General features: G+C 54.1%; 15 protein-coding genes. 10 read left to right on the forward strand and 5 right to left on the reverse strand.

Translation table 11 applies throughout. The features are described 5' to 3' along the window. The first annotated feature begins 17 nt into the window (after window positions 1–17). The 10 genes from fkpB to folA all read left to right on the forward strand — a co-directional run bounded on the left by fkpB (window position 18) and on the right by folA (window position 11,967). Window positions 18–488, forward strand: a complete 471-nt coding sequence (gene fkpB / locus GA0061070_RS00565; protein ID WP_043955073.1) for an FKBP-type peptidyl-prolyl cis-trans isomerase — start codon at window positions 18–20, stop codon at window positions 486–488. Beyond that, window positions 469–1,419: a 4-hydroxy-3-methylbut-2-enyl diphosphate reductase gene (gene ispH, locus GA0061070_RS00570; RefSeq protein WP_090132739.1), complete on the forward strand. Its 951-nt coding sequence runs from the start codon at window positions 469–471 to the stop codon at window positions 1,417–1,419. The genes fkpB and ispH overlap by 20 nt, the downstream gene beginning before the upstream one ends. A 76-nt stretch (window positions 1,420–1,495) precedes the next feature. Next, window positions 1,496–2,410 carry a ribonucleoside hydrolase RihC gene (gene rihC, locus GA0061070_RS00575; RefSeq protein ID WP_090132742.1) on the forward strand — a complete coding sequence of 305 codons (915 nt, stop codon included), beginning with the start codon at window positions 1,496–1,498 and terminating at the stop codon, window positions 2,408–2,410. A gap of 138 nt (window positions 2,411–2,548) precedes the next feature. Beyond that, window positions 2,549–3,370: a 4-hydroxy-tetrahydrodipicolinate reductase gene (dapB, locus tag GA0061070_RS00580; RefSeq protein WP_090132744.1), complete on the forward strand. Its 822-nt coding sequence runs from the start codon at window positions 2,549–2,551 to the stop codon at window positions 3,368–3,370. A gap of 455 nt (window positions 3,371–3,825) precedes the next feature. Next, window positions 3,826–4,974 carry a glutamine-hydrolyzing carbamoyl-phosphate synthase small subunit gene (carA, locus tag GA0061070_RS00590; RefSeq protein ID WP_090132748.1) on the forward strand — a complete coding sequence of 383 codons (1,149 nt, stop codon included), beginning with the start codon at window positions 3,826–3,828 and terminating at the stop codon, window positions 4,972–4,974. A 17-nt stretch (window positions 4,975–4,991) separates the two neighbouring features. Further along, window positions 4,992–8,216: a carbamoyl-phosphate synthase large subunit gene (carB, locus tag GA0061070_RS00595; RefSeq protein WP_090132750.1), complete on the forward strand. Its 3,225-nt coding sequence runs from the start codon at window positions 4,992–4,994 to the stop codon at window positions 8,214–8,216. Window positions 8,217–8,487: 271 nt separating this feature from the next. Then, window positions 8,488–8,718, forward strand: a complete 231-nt coding sequence (locus tag GA0061070_RS00600) for a YgdI/YgdR family lipoprotein (RefSeq protein ID WP_090132985.1) — start codon at window positions 8,488–8,490, stop codon at window positions 8,716–8,718. A gap of 195 nt (window positions 8,719–8,913) precedes the next feature. Further along, on the forward strand, window positions 8,914–9,444 hold the full coding sequence (gene kefF, locus GA0061070_RS00605; protein WP_090132753.1) for a glutathione-regulated potassium-efflux system oxidoreductase KefF: 531 nt from the start codon (window positions 8,914–8,916) through the stop codon (window positions 9,442–9,444). Continuing rightward, window positions 9,437–11,299 carry a glutathione-regulated potassium-efflux system protein KefC gene (kefC, locus tag GA0061070_RS00610; protein ID WP_090132756.1) on the forward strand — a complete coding sequence of 621 codons (1,863 nt, stop codon included), beginning with the start codon at window positions 9,437–9,439 and terminating at the stop codon, window positions 11,297–11,299. Before kefF ends, kefC begins: the two co-directional genes overlap by 8 nt. A gap of 188 nt (window positions 11,300–11,487) precedes the next feature. Beyond that, complete coding sequence (gene folA / locus GA0061070_RS00615; protein ID WP_064568456.1) at window positions 11,488–11,967, forward strand: type 3 dihydrofolate reductase; 480 nt, start codon at window positions 11,488–11,490, stop codon at window positions 11,965–11,967. A gap of 34 nt (window positions 11,968–12,001) precedes the next feature. On the opposite strand, the gene apaH is transcribed toward folA, so the two are convergent. The 5 genes from apaH to surA are packed head-to-tail and all read right to left on the reverse strand — an operon-like array spanning window position 12,002 to window position 16,327. Next, window positions 12,002–12,850 carry a bis(5'-nucleosyl)-tetraphosphatase (symmetrical) ApaH gene (gene apaH / locus GA0061070_RS00620; protein ID WP_090132758.1) on the reverse strand — a complete coding sequence of 283 codons (849 nt, stop codon included), beginning with the start codon at window positions 12,848–12,850 and terminating at the stop codon, window positions 12,002–12,004. A gap of 4 nt (window positions 12,851–12,854) precedes the next feature. Further along, complete coding sequence (gene apaG / locus GA0061070_RS00625) at window positions 12,855–13,232, reverse strand: Co2+/Mg2+ efflux protein ApaG (protein WP_035886540.1); 378 nt, start codon at window positions 13,230–13,232, stop codon at window positions 12,855–12,857. A gap of 3 nt (window positions 13,233–13,235) precedes the next feature. After that, window positions 13,236–14,057: a 16S rRNA (adenine(1518)-N(6)/adenine(1519)-N(6))-dimethyltransferase RsmA gene (gene rsmA, locus GA0061070_RS00630; RefSeq protein WP_090132760.1), complete on the reverse strand. Its 822-nt coding sequence runs from the start codon at window positions 14,055–14,057 to the stop codon at window positions 13,236–13,238. After that, complete coding sequence (gene pdxA, locus GA0061070_RS00635; protein WP_090132762.1) at window positions 14,054–15,040, reverse strand: 4-hydroxythreonine-4-phosphate dehydrogenase PdxA; 987 nt, start codon at window positions 15,038–15,040, stop codon at window positions 14,054–14,056. Before pdxA ends, rsmA begins: the two co-directional genes overlap by 4 nt. Next, window positions 15,041–16,327 (reverse strand): peptidylprolyl isomerase SurA, encoded by a 1,287-nt coding sequence (gene surA / locus GA0061070_RS00640; RefSeq protein WP_090132764.1) that lies wholly within the window; start codon window positions 16,325–16,327, stop codon window positions 15,041–15,043. Between the last annotated feature and the right edge of the window lie 4 nt (window positions 16,328–16,331).

Raw genomic sequence — 16,331 nt, forward strand, 5'->3', positions numbered from 1 at the left:
ACAAGCGAGCAACCTGCATGTCTAAATCCGTACAGAGCGATAGCGCAGTGCTGGTGCACTTCACGCTCAAGCTCGAAGATGGCTCTCTTGCCGAGTCAACCCGCAACAATGGCAAACCGGCGCTGTTTCGTCTGGGCGATGGTTCGCTCTCTGAGGGACTGGAGCAACACCTGCTGGGTCTGAAAGCTGGCGAGAAAAAGGTTTTCTCTCTCGAACCGGATGCCGCATTCGGTACGCCGAGCCCGGACCTGATTCAGTACTTTTCCCGCCGTGAGTTTATGGATGCCGGGGAGCCTGAAATCGGGGCGATTATGCTCTTTACCGCAATGGATGGCAGCGAAATGCCGGGCGTGATCCGTGAAATTAACGGCGACTCTATCACCGTCGATTTCAACCATCCGCTGGCGGGCAGAACCGTCCATTTTGATATCGATGTACTGGAAGTCGATCCGGTACTGGAGGAAACGAATGCAGATCCTGTTGGCTAACCCGCGCGGTTTTTGCGCCGGCGTTGACCGCGCTATCAGCATTGTTGAAAACGCGCTGGCTTTGTACGGCGCGCCAATTTATGTGCGTCACGAAGTGGTACACAACCGTTATGTTGTTGATAGCCTGCGCGAGCGCGGGGCTATTTTCATTGAGCAGTTAAGTGAAGTGCCGGATGGCGCCATCCTGATCTTCTCTGCCCACGGTGTTTCCCAGGCGGTACGTAATGAAGCGAAAAGCCGCGACCTGACGATTTTCGATGCCACCTGTCCGTTGGTGACAAAAGTGCATATGGAAGTGGCTCGCGCCAGCCGACGTGGTGAGGAAGCGATCCTGATCGGTCACGCCGGGCATCCGGAAGTGGAAGGTACCATGGGGCAGTACAGCAACCCGAAAGGGGGAATGTACTTGGTCGAATCGCCTGCCGATGTTGCTACGCTCAACATCAAAGATGCGGGCAAACTGTCATTTATGACGCAGACCACGCTCTCGGTGGACGATACTTCTGATGTCATTGACGCACTGCGCGCCCGTTTCCCGCAGATAGTTGGCCCGCGTAAAGATGACATCTGTTACGCCACCACCAACCGCCAGGAAGCGGTGCGGGTGCTGGCCGAACAGGCGGAAGTGGTGCTGGTGGTCGGGTCGAAAAACTCATCCAACTCTAACCGTCTGGCTGAACTGGCACAGCGGATGGGCAAAAGCGCTTATTTGATCGATGACGCTTCTGATATCCAGGAAGCCTGGGTTAAAGATATTAAATGTGTAGGCGTAACCGCCGGAGCCTCGGCACCGGATATTCTGGTGCAGAACGTGATTGCCCGCCTGCAGGAGTTGGGCGGTGGTGAAGCTATCCCACTGGAAGGGCGCGAAGAAAACATTGTCTTTGAAGTGCCAAAAGAGCTAAGGGTTGATGTTCGCGAAGTCGAATAACATTTTGCCCTAAACTTTGTGCGAAGATGCCAGACTGAGTCTGGCATTTTTTATGGATTTCACTTCAGGAGGCACTATGCGTTTGCCAATGATTCTCGACACCGATCCGGGTATTGATGATGCCATTGCCATTGCCGCCGCGCTGTATGCGCCACAGTGTGAACTTAAACTGATTACCACCGTCGCCGGGAATGTCTCGCTGGAAAAAACCACTCGCAACGCCCTGCAACTGCTCAACTTCTGGCAGGCCGATATCCCGCTGGCGCAAGGTGCGGCGACACCCTTATTGCGCCCGCTGCACAGCGCCGCCGAAGTGCACGGGGAGTCTGGCATGGATGGCTATGATTTTGTCGAGCATCAGCGCCAGCCGCTGGCTAAACCGGCATTTCAGGCAATACGCGATACGCTGATGGCCTCCGTTGAGCCTGTTACGCTGGTGACCATTGGCCCGTTGACCAATATAGCGTTGTTGCTGTCTCACTACCCGGAGTGCCAGTTCAATATTCGTCGTCTGGTGATGATGGGCGGCTCCGCCGGACGGGGTAACTTCACACCAAATGCCGAATTCAATATCGCTATCGATCCTGAAGCCGCCGCCCGCGTGTTTCACAGCGGACTTGAGATCGTGATGTGCGGGCTGGATGTCACGAACCGGGCAACACTGACGCCAGAGTTCGTCGCGACACTACCCGCGCTCAACAAAACCGGTCATATGCTGCATGCGTTGTTTAGTCACTATCGTAGCGGCAGCATGGCAACGGGGCTGCGCATGCACGATCTCTGTGCAATTGCCTGGCTGGCCCGCCCCGAACTGTTTACGTTGAAATCGTGTTTTGTGGCGGTGGAGACGCAGGGGCAATACACCTCTGGTACGACGGTGGTGGATATCGACGGTAAATTGAAGCAGAAACCGAATGCGCAGGTCGCGCTGGATATTGACGTTGAGGGGTTTCGTCACTGGGTGGCAGAAGTACTGGCGATCGCACCCTGATGAATCATGCCTTTTACTGATATTTTCGGCTGTATATCATTAATTTCTAATTATCGGTGTTTTCGGCTGGTGGCCCTGAGGTGGGCTGGTTAATCTGGAAACGATTCTCACGCATTTTTTTAACAAAAGAGTACAACTATGCATGATGCACCAATCCGCGTAGCCATCGCGGGGGCTGGCGGGCGTATGGGCCGTCAATTGATCCAGGCCACATTGGCTATGGAAGGCGTGGCGCTTGGCGCAGCACTGGAACGTGAAGGGTCTTCTCTGTTAGGCGTTGACGCGGGAGAACTGGCCGGTACGGCGAAAACCGGTGTTACGGTACAAAGCAGCCTTGAGGCAGTAAAAAACGATTTCGACGTATTTATCGACTTTACTCGCCCGGAAGGAACGCTGGCACACCTGGCCTTTTGCCGCCAGCAGCGAAAAGGCATGGTAATTGGTACCACTGGATTTGACGACGCGGGCAAACAGGCGATTAGCGATGCCTCGCAAGACATTGCGATTGTCTTCGCGGCGAACTTTAGCGTTGGCGTAAATGTGATGCTGAAGTTGCTGGAGAAAACGGCGAAAGTGATGGGCGATTACACCGATATCGAGATCGTTGAAGCGCATCACCGCTACAAAGTCGATGCGCCGTCGGGCACGGCGCTGGCGATGGGCGAAGCGATCGCGAAGTCACTGAATAAAGATTTAAAAGAATGTGCAGTTTATTCACGTGAAGGGCATACCGGTGAGCGCGTCCCTGGCACGATTGGCTTTGCCACGGTCCGTGCAGGTGACATCGTCGGTGAACATACGGCTATGTTCGCCGATATTGGCGAACGTGTAGAAATTACGCATAAAGCCTCCAGCCGTATGACTTTCGCCAATGGTGCCGTGCGTTCCGCTTTGTGGCTAAAAGGAAAGCATAATGGACTTTTTGATATGCGAGATGTGCTTGATCTCAACAATTTGTAAGAGTTATTACCCATCGTGATGTGGTTGTTGCAGTCGTAATTAATTGATTGCAAAGGGCAGTATTTTATTGCCCTTTTATTTTCTCTTTTTTCCTCAGTTTATTAGGCCAGAATGGTCTAATCTTCATTTATGTCCTGTTTTTTTCGCGATGAAATATAAATTTTGACCATTTGGTCCACTTTCTTGTGACAGGATTGTCTCTCTCTAAGTTTTCTTGCCACGAAATCGTTTTCGTGGCTGGTTTTTTTTGATCTTTTTATCTGTTAAATCCAGTAATGAAGAGCAGTGGCGTAAAAGAATAAGAAAAATATGTGAGAAAAGTTGACTTTTAACCGACATCTCTCCAGAATGCCGCCGTTTGCCAAAAATCCACGGCCAGCAAATTTGCATTGATTGATCATCTCGATATGAATTAATATGCAAATAAAGTGAGTGAATATTCTCTGGAGGACGTTTTGATTAAGTCAGCGCTATTGGTTCTGGAAGACGGAACCCAGTTTCACGGTCGGGCCATTGGGGCAACGGGCACGGCAGTTGGGGAAGTCGTTTTCAATACTTCAATGACCGGTTATCAAGAAATCCTCACTGATCCTTCCTATTCCCGCCAAATCGTTACTCTTACTTATCCTCATATCGGCAATGTCGGCACCAACTCCGCTGACGAAGAATCCTCTCAGGTACATGCGCAAGGCCTGGTCATTCGCGACCTGCCGCTGATTGCCAGCAACTACCGCAATACCGAAGACCTCTCTTCTTACCTGAAGCGCCATAACATTGTGGCGATTGCCGATATCGATACCCGTAAGTTGACGCGTTTGCTGCGCGAAAAAGGCGCGCAAAACGGCTGCATCATTGCTGGCGATAATGTCGATGCCGCAGTGGCGCTGGAGAAAGCGAAAGCGTTCCCGGGTCTGAATGGAATGGATCTGGCAAAAGAAGTGACGACAGCGGAAACCTACAGCTGGACGCAAGGCAGCTGGACGCTGGCTGGAGAACTGCCGCAGGCGAAAGCGGCGAACGAATTACCGTTCCACGTTGTCGCTTACGACTATGGCGCGAAACGTAATATCCTGCGTATGCTGGTCGATCGCGGTTGCCGTTTAACGGTCGTACCGGCGAAAACATCGGCGGCGGACGTACTGAAGCTCAATCCGGACGGTATCTTCCTTTCCAACGGTCCTGGTGACCCGGCACCGTGTGATTACGCGATTGAAGCGATTAAAACCTTCCTGGAAACGGATATTCCGGTGTTCGGCATCTGTCTTGGCCACCAACTGCTTGCGTTGGCGAGTGGCGCCAAAACCATGAAGATGAAATTCGGCCATCACGGCGGCAACCATCCGGTAAAAGATATTGATAACAATACCGTGATGATCACCGCGCAGAACCACGGTTTTGCCGTTGATGAAGCCTCAATGCCTGCCAATTTGCGGGTGACGCACAAATCGCTGTTCGACGGCACACTGCAAGGCATCCATCGCACTGACAAACCGGCGTTCAGTTTCCAGGGGCACCCTGAAGCCAGCCCGGGGCCGCATGATGCCGCACCGCTGTTTGACCACTTTATTGAGCTCATTGAGCAGTATCGCAACACCGCCAAATAATCAGGAGAAGAAGAGCCATGCCAAAACGTACAGACATAAAAAGTATCCTGATCCTTGGCGCTGGCCCGATTGTTATCGGCCAGGCGTGTGAGTTTGATTATTCCGGGGCACAGGCGTGTAAAGCGCTGCGCGAAGAGGGTTACCGCGTTATCCTGGTGAACTCCAACCCGGCGACGATCATGACCGACCCGGAGATGGCGGATGCGACTTATATCGAGCCTATCCACTGGGAAGTGGTACGCAAAATCATCGAAAAAGAGCGTCCGGATGCCGTACTGCCAACCATGGGCGGTCAAACCGCGCTGAACTGTGCACTTGAACTGGAACGTCAGGGCGTGCTGGAAGAGTTTGGCGTCACCATGATTGGCGCGACCGCTAATGCGATTGATAAAGCAGAGGATCGCCGCCGTTTCGACATCGCGATGAAGAAAATCGGTCTCGACACCGCGCGTTCCGGTATCGCTCATACCATGGACGAAGCGCTGGCTGTCGCAGCTGACGTTGGTTTCCCCTGCATTATCCGTCCTTCCTTTACTATGGGCGGCACCGGTGGTGGTATCGCCTATAACCGTGAAGAGTTTGAAGAGATTTGCGCCCGTGGGCTGGATCTCTCGCCAACCAATGAACTGCTGATTGATGAATCGCTGATTGGCTGGAAAGAGTACGAGATGGAAGTGGTGCGTGATAAAAATGACAACTGCATCATTGTCTGCTCCATTGAAAACTTCGATGCCATGGGGATCCACACTGGTGACTCCATCACCGTGGCGCCAGCACAGACCCTGACCGATAAAGAGTACCAAATCATGCGTAACGCCTCGATGGCGGTACTGCGTGAAATCGGGGTGGAAACCGGCGGCTCTAACGTACAGTTCGCGGTGAACCCGAAAAACGGTCGTCTGATTGTGATTGAAATGAACCCTCGCGTATCCCGCTCTTCTGCGCTGGCCTCAAAAGCGACCGGCTTCCCGATTGCCAAAGTGGCAGCCAAGCTGGCGGTGGGTTATACGCTGGATGAATTGATGAACGATATCACCGGCGGCCGTACTCCGGCGTCGTTCGAACCGTCCATCGACTACGTTGTGACCAAGATTCCGCGCTTCAACTTCGAGAAATTTGTCGGCGCTAATGACCGTCTGACCACACAGATGAAATCAGTCGGTGAAGTAATGGCAATTGGCCGCACGCAGCAGGAATCGATGCAGAAAGCGCTGCGTGGTCTGGAAGTGGGCGCGACCGGTTTCGATCCAAAAGTGAGTCTCGACGATCCGGAAGCGTTGACCAAAATCCGCCGCGAGCTGAAAGACGCAGGCGCAGAGCGTATCTGGTACATCGCCGATGCATTCCGTGCTGGTCTCTCCATTGATGGCGTGTTCAACCTGACCAATATTGACCGCTGGTTCCTGGTGCAGATTGAAGAGCTGGTGCGTCTGGAAGAGAAGGTGGCTGCGGTGGGCATTAACGGTCTGGACGCGGACTTCCTGCGCGTCCTGAAACGTAAAGGCTTTGCCGATGCGCGTCTGGCGAAACTGGTTGGTGTACGTGAAGCGGAAATCCGCAAACTGCGTGATCAGTATGATCTGCATCCAGTCTACAAACGTGTGGATACCTGTGCGGCAGAGTTCGCTACGGATACAGTCTATATGTACTCCACTTATGAAGATGAGTGTGAAGCTAACCCGAGCCAGGATCGCGAAAAAATCATGGTGCTGGGCGGCGGTCCAAACCGTATCGGACAGGGCATTGAATTCGACTACTGCTGCGTACATGCGTCGCTGGCGCTGCGTGAAGACGGTTACGAAACCATCATGGTTAACTGTAACCCGGAAACGGTTTCGACCGATTACGACACCTCTGACCGCCTCTACTTTGAGCCTGTGACCTTCGAAGACGTGCTGGAAATCGTTCGCGTTGAGAAGCCGAAAGGCGTCATTGTGCAGTATGGCGGCCAGACACCGCTGAAACTGGCGCGTGCGCTGGAAGCTGCGGGTGTACCGGTTATCGGTACCAGCCCGGATGCGATTGACCGTGCAGAAGACCGTGAGCGCTTCCAGCAGGCTGTTGACCGTCTGAAGCTGAAACAACCGGCTAACGCCACCGTCACGGCGATTGAGCAGGCTATAGAAAAGGCGAAAGAGATTGGTTATCCGCTGGTGGTGCGCCCGTCCTACGTGCTGGGCGGCCGCGCGATGGAAATCGTCTACGACGAAGTCGATCTGCGTCGCTACTTTATGACGGCGGTGAGCGTTTCCAACGATGCGCCGGTTCTGCTCGATCGTTTCCTCGATGATGCGGTGGAAGTGGATGTTGATGCTATCTGCGATGGTGAAATGGTGCTGATTGGCGGCATCATGGAGCACATCGAACAGGCGGGTGTCCACTCTGGCGACTCTGCCTGCTCTCTGCCGGCTTACACGCTGAGCCAGGAAATTCAGGACGTCATGCGCCAGCAGGTGCAGAAACTGGCGTTCGAGTTGCAGGTTCGCGGTCTGATGAACGTACAGTTCGCGGTGAAAGACAACGAGGTTTACCTGATTGAGGTGAACCCGCGCGCGGCGCGTACCGTACCGTTCGTCTCCAAAGCTACCGGCGTGCAGTTAGCGAAAGTGGCGGCACGCGTGATGACCGGCAAAACGCTGGCGCAGCAGGGGCATACCAAAGAGATCATCCCGCCGTATTACTCAGTGAAAGAAGTGGTGCTGCCGTTTAACAAATTCCCTGGCGTTGACCCACTGTTAGGGCCAGAAATGCGCTCTACTGGTGAGGTGATGGGCGTTGGGCGCACCTTCGCTGAAGCATTTGCCAAAGCACAGCTCGGCAGCAACTCGACGATGAAGAAATACGGTCGCGCGTTGCTCTCTGTTCGCGAAGGCGATAAAGAGCGTGTGGTGGATCTGGCAGCTAAACTGCTGAAACAGGGCTTTGAACTGGATGCAACCCACGGCACAGCGATTGTGCTGGGCGAAGCCGGTATCAATCCGCGCCTGGTGAACAAAGTGCATGAAGGCCGCCCGCACATTCAGGATCGTATCAAGAATGGCGAGTACACCTACATCATCAACACCACGGCAGGCCGTCAGGCGATTGAAGATTCCAAACTGATTCGCCGCAGCGCGCTGCAATACAAAGTGCATTACGACACCACGCTGAACGGCGGCTTCGCCACCGCGATGGCGCTGAATGCGGACGCTACTGAGAAAGTAATTTCCGTGCAGGAAATGCACGCGCAAATCAGCAAGTAAGACTTACCTCCGGCCCGTTTCGCGGGCCGTTTTTTTTTCCTGCCTGTCACCCGGTTTTGTTGGCCTGATAAGCGAAGCGCCATCAGGTATGATCCTGCTCCCGCGTTGCGGTTGGTCGTCGGATGGCGGTGTTGCCTTATCCGACCGACAACACCTTCTGTTACTGCCAATCTTCAGAGTGTTCCGCATTTTCTCTCTATTACAGAGCGTTAACTTAAAATAGGTTAACAGGCTAACGAAACTCACTGAAAAGCAGGAGATAACCATGCAAATGAATAAACTTCTGATGACATCGATTTTTACTGCTGCAGCGCTGTTTACCGCTGCTGGTTGTACTTCAAATCAGGCTGTACGCACCACGGATGGACGTACCATTGTGACGGATGGTAAACCGAAAGTGGATGATGATACCGGGATGGTTTCCTATAAAAATGCAGAAACCGGTAAAACCGAGCAGATTAACCGCGACCAGGTAAAAAACATGAGTGAGCTGGATAATTGATCCAGCGTGCTGTGAGAAGGAGTCCCGCCCCGGTGGGAGCCTTCAGGCCGCACTTCTGACTTCGGTATTGCTACGTGAAGATGGGGTGGTGGCTTATATTGCGCCTGCTATTCCCACACAGATTGTCGCTTTAAGCCAGATGATTAACTGTCTACACTCTCAAGAAAAAGAGTGCAGTGAAAAACAGGCTGATCGATGATCCTTATAATTTATGCCCATCCTTATCCGCAGCATTCGCATGCGAATAAGCGAATGATTGAGCAGGCAAGGGCGCTGGAAGGCGTCGAAATCCGTTCTCTCTATGAGCTATACCCTGACTTTAATATTGATGTGGCCGCTGAGCAGGAGGCGCTTACCCGCGCTTCGCTGGTTATCTGGCAGCATCCTATGCAGTGGTACAGCGTTCCACCGTTGTTGAAACTCTGGCTGGATAAAGTGTTGTCGCATGGCTGGGCCTATGGTCACGAGGGCACCGCGCTTAGGGGCAAAAATGTGATGTGGGCTGTGACCACTGGTGGCGGCGACCACCATTTTGATATTGGATCGTACCCCGGCTTTGATGTGCTTTCCCAGCCGTTACAAGCAACAGCTATTTACTGCGGGATGAACTGGTTACCGCCTTTTGCTGTGCACTGTACTTTTATTTGCGACGATGAAACCCTGCAGGCTCAGGCGCATCATTACAAACAACGTTTGCTGGAGTGGCAGGAGGCGGCACATGGATAGCCATGCATTAATACAGGCGCTGATCTACCTGGGTTCGGCCGCGCTGGTGGTTCCCATCGCCGTACGGTTGGGACTGGGGTCGGTGCTTGGTTACCTGATCGCTGGCGGCATTATTGGGCCGTGGGGATTGCGATTGGTGACTGATGCTGAATCCATTCTCCATTTCGCCGAAATAGGCGTGGTGCTGATGCTTTTCGTGATTGGCCTTGAACTGGATCCGCAACGACTGTGGAAGTTGCGCGCTTCGGTGTTTGGCGGCGGCGCGTTGCAAATGGTGAGTTGTGGCCTGCTGCTTGGCCTGTTTTGCGCCTTGCAGGGGCTGGCCTGGCCAGTGGCGTTGCTGATTGGTCTGACGCTGGCGCTCTCTTCCACCGCGATCGCCATGCAGGCGATGAATGAACGTAACCTGACGGTTTCGCAGATGGGGCGCAGCGCCTTCTCGGTGCTGCTGTTCCAGGATATTGCTGCGATCCCGCTGGTGGCGATGATTCCGCTGCTGGCGGCCAGCGGCGGTGCGATGACATTGAGCGCTTTTACCCTTTCGGCGCTGAAAGTAGTGGGTGCGCTGGCTCTAGTGGTGCTGATTGGGCGTTATGTCGCGCGTCCGGCGCTACGCTTTGTTGCTCGCTCCGGGTTGCGGGAAGTGTTTTGCGCCGTAGCGCTGTTTCTGGTGTTCGGCTTTGGGTTGTTGCTGGAAGAGGCGGGATTGTCTATGGCGATGGGCGCTTTCCTTGCCGGGGTGTTACTGGCCAGCTCTGAATATCGCCATGCGCTGGAAAGCGACATCGAACCGTTTAAAGGCCTGTTGCTTGGGTTGTTCTTTATTGGTGTCGGCATGTCCATTGACTTTGGTACGTTGGTGACGCACCCGTTGCGCATTTTGTTGTTGCTGGTTGGTTTCCTGGTGATTAAAAGCGTGGTGCTGTGGCTGATCGCCCGCCCGTTACGCGTGCCGGGTAAACAGCGGATGTGGTTTGCCGCGTTACTGGGGCAGGGGAGTGAATTCGCCTTTGTGGTGTTTGGCGCCGCGCAAACCGCGCAGGTGCTCGATCCGGAATGGGCAAAAGCGCTAACACTGACGGTTGCGTTATCAATGGCAGCGACGCCAGTTCTGTTGGTGCTGCTGGCGCGGCTGGAGACTGTCGGTTCACAGCAGGAGAGAGAAGCTGATGAGATCGATGAAGAAGAGGCGCGGGTGATCATCGCCGGGTTTGGTCGTTTTGGTCAGATAGCCGGGCGTCTGCTGCTTTCCAGCGGTGTGAAAATGGTGGTTCTTGACCACGATCCCGATCATATCGAAACGCTGCGTAAATTCGGCATGAAAGTTTTCTACGGTGACGCTACACGTGTCGATCTGCTGGAGTCCGCTGGTGCCGGGCGTGCTGAAGTATTGATTAATGCGATTGACGATCCACAGGCCAGCCTGCAATTGACTGAGCTGGCAAAAGAGCACTTCCCGGATCTGTACATTATTGCCCGCGCCCGCGATGTCGATCACTATATCCGCCTGCGTCAAGCGGGCGTCGACAGACCGGAACGTGAAACCTTCGAAGCAGCGCTGAAAACCGGGCGTCTGGCGCTGGAAGGGTTAGGATTAGGCCCCTATGAAGCTCGCGAACGCGCCGACCATTTCCGCCGTTTCAATACGGCAATGGTAGAAGAGATGGCGCAGGTCGAGAATGATGCGCAGGCGCGCGCTGCCGTGTTTAAGCGCACCAGCGCCATGTTGACGGAGATCATCTTAGAGGATCGCGCCCATCTTTCGTTAACGCAGCGTCATGGCTGGCAGGGAACGGAAGAGGGACGGCATACGGACGATCCGACAGACGAACCGGCGGTGAAACCGCAGGTGTGAACCTGTTCAGGCAGGTTTACAGGTAACCTTTTGAATTAAAGTGAATTGAAAGTTGGCGATGCAGTAACAGGTTGCGGTATCGCCAGCAGAATGAAAAATTTTCTCATCCTTTGCCTTGCGCCCCATCGACGAAAGATTGCGCTTTCCGTATAGTGGCGACAATTTTTTTTGCATCCGGGAATGAATGAATGATCAGTCTGATTGCCGCGCTAGCCGTGGATCGCGTGATTGGTATGGAGAACGCCATGCCGTGGAATTTGCCGGCCGATCTCGCCTGGTTTAAGCGCAATACCTTAAACAAACCGGTGGTGATGGGGCGCCTGACATGGGAATCCATCGGCCGCCCGTTACCGGGGCGCAAGAACATTGTGATCAGCAGCCAGCCGGGTACCGATGATCGTGTCGAATGGGTAAAATCCGTGGATGAAGCGATTGCCGCTTGCGGCGATGTGGAAGAGATCATGGTGATCGGCGGTGGGCGTGTTTACGAACAGTGTCTGCCGAAGGCACAGCGCCTCTACCTGACGCACATTGATGCTGAAGTGGAGGGGGATACCCACTTCCCGGATTACGAACCGGACGACTGGGAATCGGTATTTAGCGAATTCCATGATGCTGATGCGCAGAACTCGCATAGCTACTGCTTTGAGATCCTCGAACGCCGCTAAGTTGTCCCCCGGCGGGTTGCCGCCGGGGAGTCCTTTAAGAGGCTATCGCCTCACCATCCCCTAAATCTATCTGGCGATTTGACGGTTGTGTGAAGTACATTTTGTCTTCCCAGCGCAGGCAGGTCAGTACGCCGCCCCAGCAGCAGCCTGTATCCAGCGCGTAAATCCCTTCCGGTGTGCCAGCACCCTCCAGCGATGCCCAGTGACCAAAGGCGATGCTGTACTCCTGCGAAATCGGTCCTGGAATCGAGAACCATGGTTTAAGCGGTGCAGGCGCTCGCTCGGGAATATCTTTGCAGTACATATCCAACTGCCCGTTCGGAAAGCAGTAACGCATACGCGTGAAGGCGTTAGTAATAAAGCGCAGGCGGGCAAGTCCACTGAGTTCCGGTGTCCAGTGGTTTGGCAGATCGCCGTACATGGCATCGAGGAATAGTGGATAGGAATCGCTGGAGAGCACCGCTTCGATATCGCGCGCGCAGTGTATCGCCGTCGGCAAATCCCACTGGGGAGTGATCCCGGCATGCGCCATTACCAGCTTTTTCTCTTCGTCGATTTGCAGCAGCGGCTGACGACGCAGCCAGTTGATCAGCTCGTCGGCGTCGGGCGCTTCCAACAACAAATTGAGCCGATCTTTGGGTTTATTGCGGCTGATACCGGAAAAGACGGCCAGTAGATGCAGATCGTGATTGCCCAGTACGAGGCGTACGCTATCGCCCAGTGATTTGACGTAACGCAGTACATCCAGCGACCCCGGCCCACGGGCGACTAAATCGCCGGTAAGCCACAGGGTGTCTTGCTGTGGTGAAAATTCAACCTGTTTTAACAGCGCGATCAGTTCATCATAGCAACCATGAACGTCACCAATCAGATATGTAGCCATTGGATTAATGAATCAGTATTGGAACAGCGAGTCGGAAGACCGGGACGGCGATGCGAAACGCAGTGCCCTGCGCGTCGATCATTTCGTAGTGGCCCTGCATGGTGCCCATCGGCGTCTCAATAACCGCGCCGCTGGTGTATTGGTATTCGCCGCCCGGCTCAATGTGCGGCTGTTCACCGACTACACCTTCGCCCTGAACTTCCGTTTCGCGGCCGTTTCCATTAGTGATAAGCCAGTAGCGTTTCAACAACTGGACAGGGGTTCGCCCCAGGTTCCGGATGGTAATGGTGTAAGCAAACACATAACGTTCATCGTCGGGGGTTGACTGAGATTCAATGTAGACGCTTTGTACCTGAACACAAACTCGGGGCGAATTGATCATGAGTTAGCTCTCCTTCGGCGGCGCATTTTCCGTCAGGTAGTTAGCTAACTGACAGTACTGCGCAACAGAGATATTTTCCGCGCGCATCGTCGGGTCGATTCCCAGCGATGACAGCACCTCAACTGTAAATATATTGCCGAGGCTATTGCGGATGGTTTTACGACGCTGGTTAAAGGCTTCGGTGGTAATGCGGCTCAGCGTGCGAATCTCTTTGACCGGATGCGGCAACGTAGTATGCGGCACCAGGCGAACCACGGCAGAATCCACCTTCGGCGGCGGCGCGAAAGCTGTCGGCGGCACTTCCAGCACCGGAATAATCTGACAGTAGTACTGCGCCATCACGCTTAACCGACCATACGCCTTACTGTTTGGTCCTGCAACCAGACGATTTACCACCTCTCTCTGCAACATAAAGTGCATATCGGCAATGGCATCAGTATAGCTAAACAGATGGAACATCAATGGCGTGGAGATATTATACGGCAGGTTGCCGAAAACACGCAGCGGCTGACCGAGCGTCTGCGACAGCTCGCCAAAATTCATGGTCATCGCATCTTGCTGATAAATTGTCAGTTTTGGCGCGAGGAACGAGTGTGTTTGCAGGCGCGCAGCCAGATCGCGGTCAAGTTCGATAACTGTCAGCTTATCCAGTCGTTCGCCAACCGGTTCGGTTAGCGCGCCAAGTCCTGGACCGATTTCAACCATTGCCTGACCCTTTTGCGGGTTGATGGCCGATACTATGCTGTCGATCACGAACTGGTCGTGGAGAAAGTTTTGCCCGAAGCGTTTACGGGCTAAGTGGCCCTGATGGACTCGATTAGTCATTGAGTATTAACAATCATTTTGATGGCGAGGTTAAGCGCCGTAATAAAACTGCCGACATCTGCTGTTCCATGGCCCGCCAGTTCCAGCGCGGTACCGTGGTCAACGGATGTGCGAATAAAAGGTAGACCGAGAGTGATATTCACGCCGCGGCCAAAGCCCTGGTATTTTAGCACGGGCAGACCCTGATCGTGGTACATCGCCAGTACGGCGTCAGCATTATCAAGGTATTTCGGCTGAAATAGCGTATCGGCAGGTAGCGGACCGCTCAAATTCATACCGCTGGCCCGCATTTCTCCCAGCACCGGAATGATCGTATCGATCTCTTCTGTCCCCATGTGCCCGCCTTCACCTGCGTGTGGATTCAGCCCGCAGACCAGGATATGCGGATGGGGGATACCAAATTTCTGCTGTAAATCCCCGTGCAGAATGCGAATAACCTCGCGCAACAGTGCTGGCGTAATGGCCTGTGCTACGTCTTTGAGCGGCAAATGGGTGGTCGCCAGCGCAACGCGTAGCTCTTCGGTGGCCAACATCATCACCACTTTGGCGGCGTGCGAACGCTCCTCGAAAAACTCTGTATGCCCGGTAAAGGGCGTACCCGCGTCGTTGATTACCCCTTTATGCACCGGGCCGGTTACCAGCGCAGCAAATTCACCATTCAGGCAGCCGTCGCAGGCGCGGGCAAGGGTTTCCACAACATAAGGGCCGTTAAGAGGGTTGAGTACGCCCGGCGTCACGGGTGCATGCAGCGGGAGGGACAGCACGGTTAACGTACCGGCTTGCTGCGCAACCGCAGCAGCTGCAGGATCGTAATCCCGTAGCTGCAACGGCAGACCGAGCAGGGCTGCCCGGTTTGCTAACAGCGTCGCGTCTGCACAGATAACCAGCTCAACCGGCCAGTCGCGCTGGGCGAGCTGAACCACCAGATCCGGACCAATCCCGGCTGGCTCGCCGGGAGTGATAACGACACGCTGTGTTTTCATTTAGTTGCTCAGGATTTTCACGTAGGCGCTGGCGCGTTGTTCCTGCATCCAGGTTGCTGCCTCTTCAGAGAATTTGCGGTTCATCAGCATGCGATACGCTTTGTCTTTCTGCGCGGCGTCTGTTTTATCAACGTTACGCGAATCGAGCATTTCGATCAGATGCCAACCGAAGGAGGAGTGTACCGGGCCGCTCATTTGGCCACGCTTCAGCTTCATCAGCGCATCACGGAATGCTGGATCGTAAATATCCGCAGCCGCCCAGCCCAGATCGCCACCCTGGTTTGCAGAACCCGGATCCTGGGAGAACTCTTTCGCTGCGTTAGCAAACGTGGTTTTACCGCTCTTAATGTTCGCCGCGATCTCTTCCAGTTTCACGCGAGCCTGATCGTCACTCATGATGGGTGACGGTTTCAGCAGGATGTGACGAGCGTGAACTTCCGTCACAGAAATGTTCTGAGACTGGCCGCGCAGATCGTTAACTTTCAGGATATGGAAACCAACGCCGGAACGAATCGGCCCGATAATATCGCCTTTTTTCGCCGTGCTCAGCGCCTGAGCGAAGATGCTTGGCAACTCCTGAATGCGTCCCCAACCCATCTGGCCGCCTTTCAGCGCCTGTTGATCGGCAGAGTAGGTGATCGCCAGCTTGCCGAAATCACTGCCTTTACGCGCTTGATCGACAATCGAACGCGCCTGGCTTTCAGCTTCGTTAACTTGGTCCGACGTCGGGTTTTCCGGCAACGGGATGAGGATGTGGCTCAGGTTCAGCTCGGTGCCGCCATCGTTCTGGTTTCCCACCTGCTGCGCCAGGGCATCCACTTCCTGCGGCAGCACAGTCACACGACGGCGCACTTCGCCATTGCGCACTTCAGAAATGATCATCTCTTTGCGGATCTGGTTGCGATAGGTATTGTAATTGACCCCATCGTAAGCCAGACGGCTGCGCAATTGATCCATAGACATATTATTCTGTTTGGCAATGTCGGCGATAGCGGCATCAAGCTGCTCGTCCGTCACTTTGACACCCATTTTGGTGCCCATCTGCAGAATGATTTGGTCCATGATCAGACGTTCAAGGATCTGATGGCGCAGTGTGGCGTCATCCGGCAACTGCTGACCCGCCTGGCCTGCATTGGCCTTTACGGACTGCATCATGCTATCAACGTCACTTTCAAGCACTACGCCGTTATTGACGACGGCAGCGACTTTATCAACAACCTGAGGCGCAGCAAAACTGGTATTCGCAACCATAGCGATACCGAGAAGCAGCGTTTTCCAGTTCTTCATAGCT

It is taken from the genome of Kosakonia oryziphila, assembly GCF_900094795.1.
Taxonomy (GTDB): Bacteria; Pseudomonadota; Gammaproteobacteria; order Enterobacterales; family Enterobacteriaceae; genus Kosakonia; species Kosakonia oryziphila.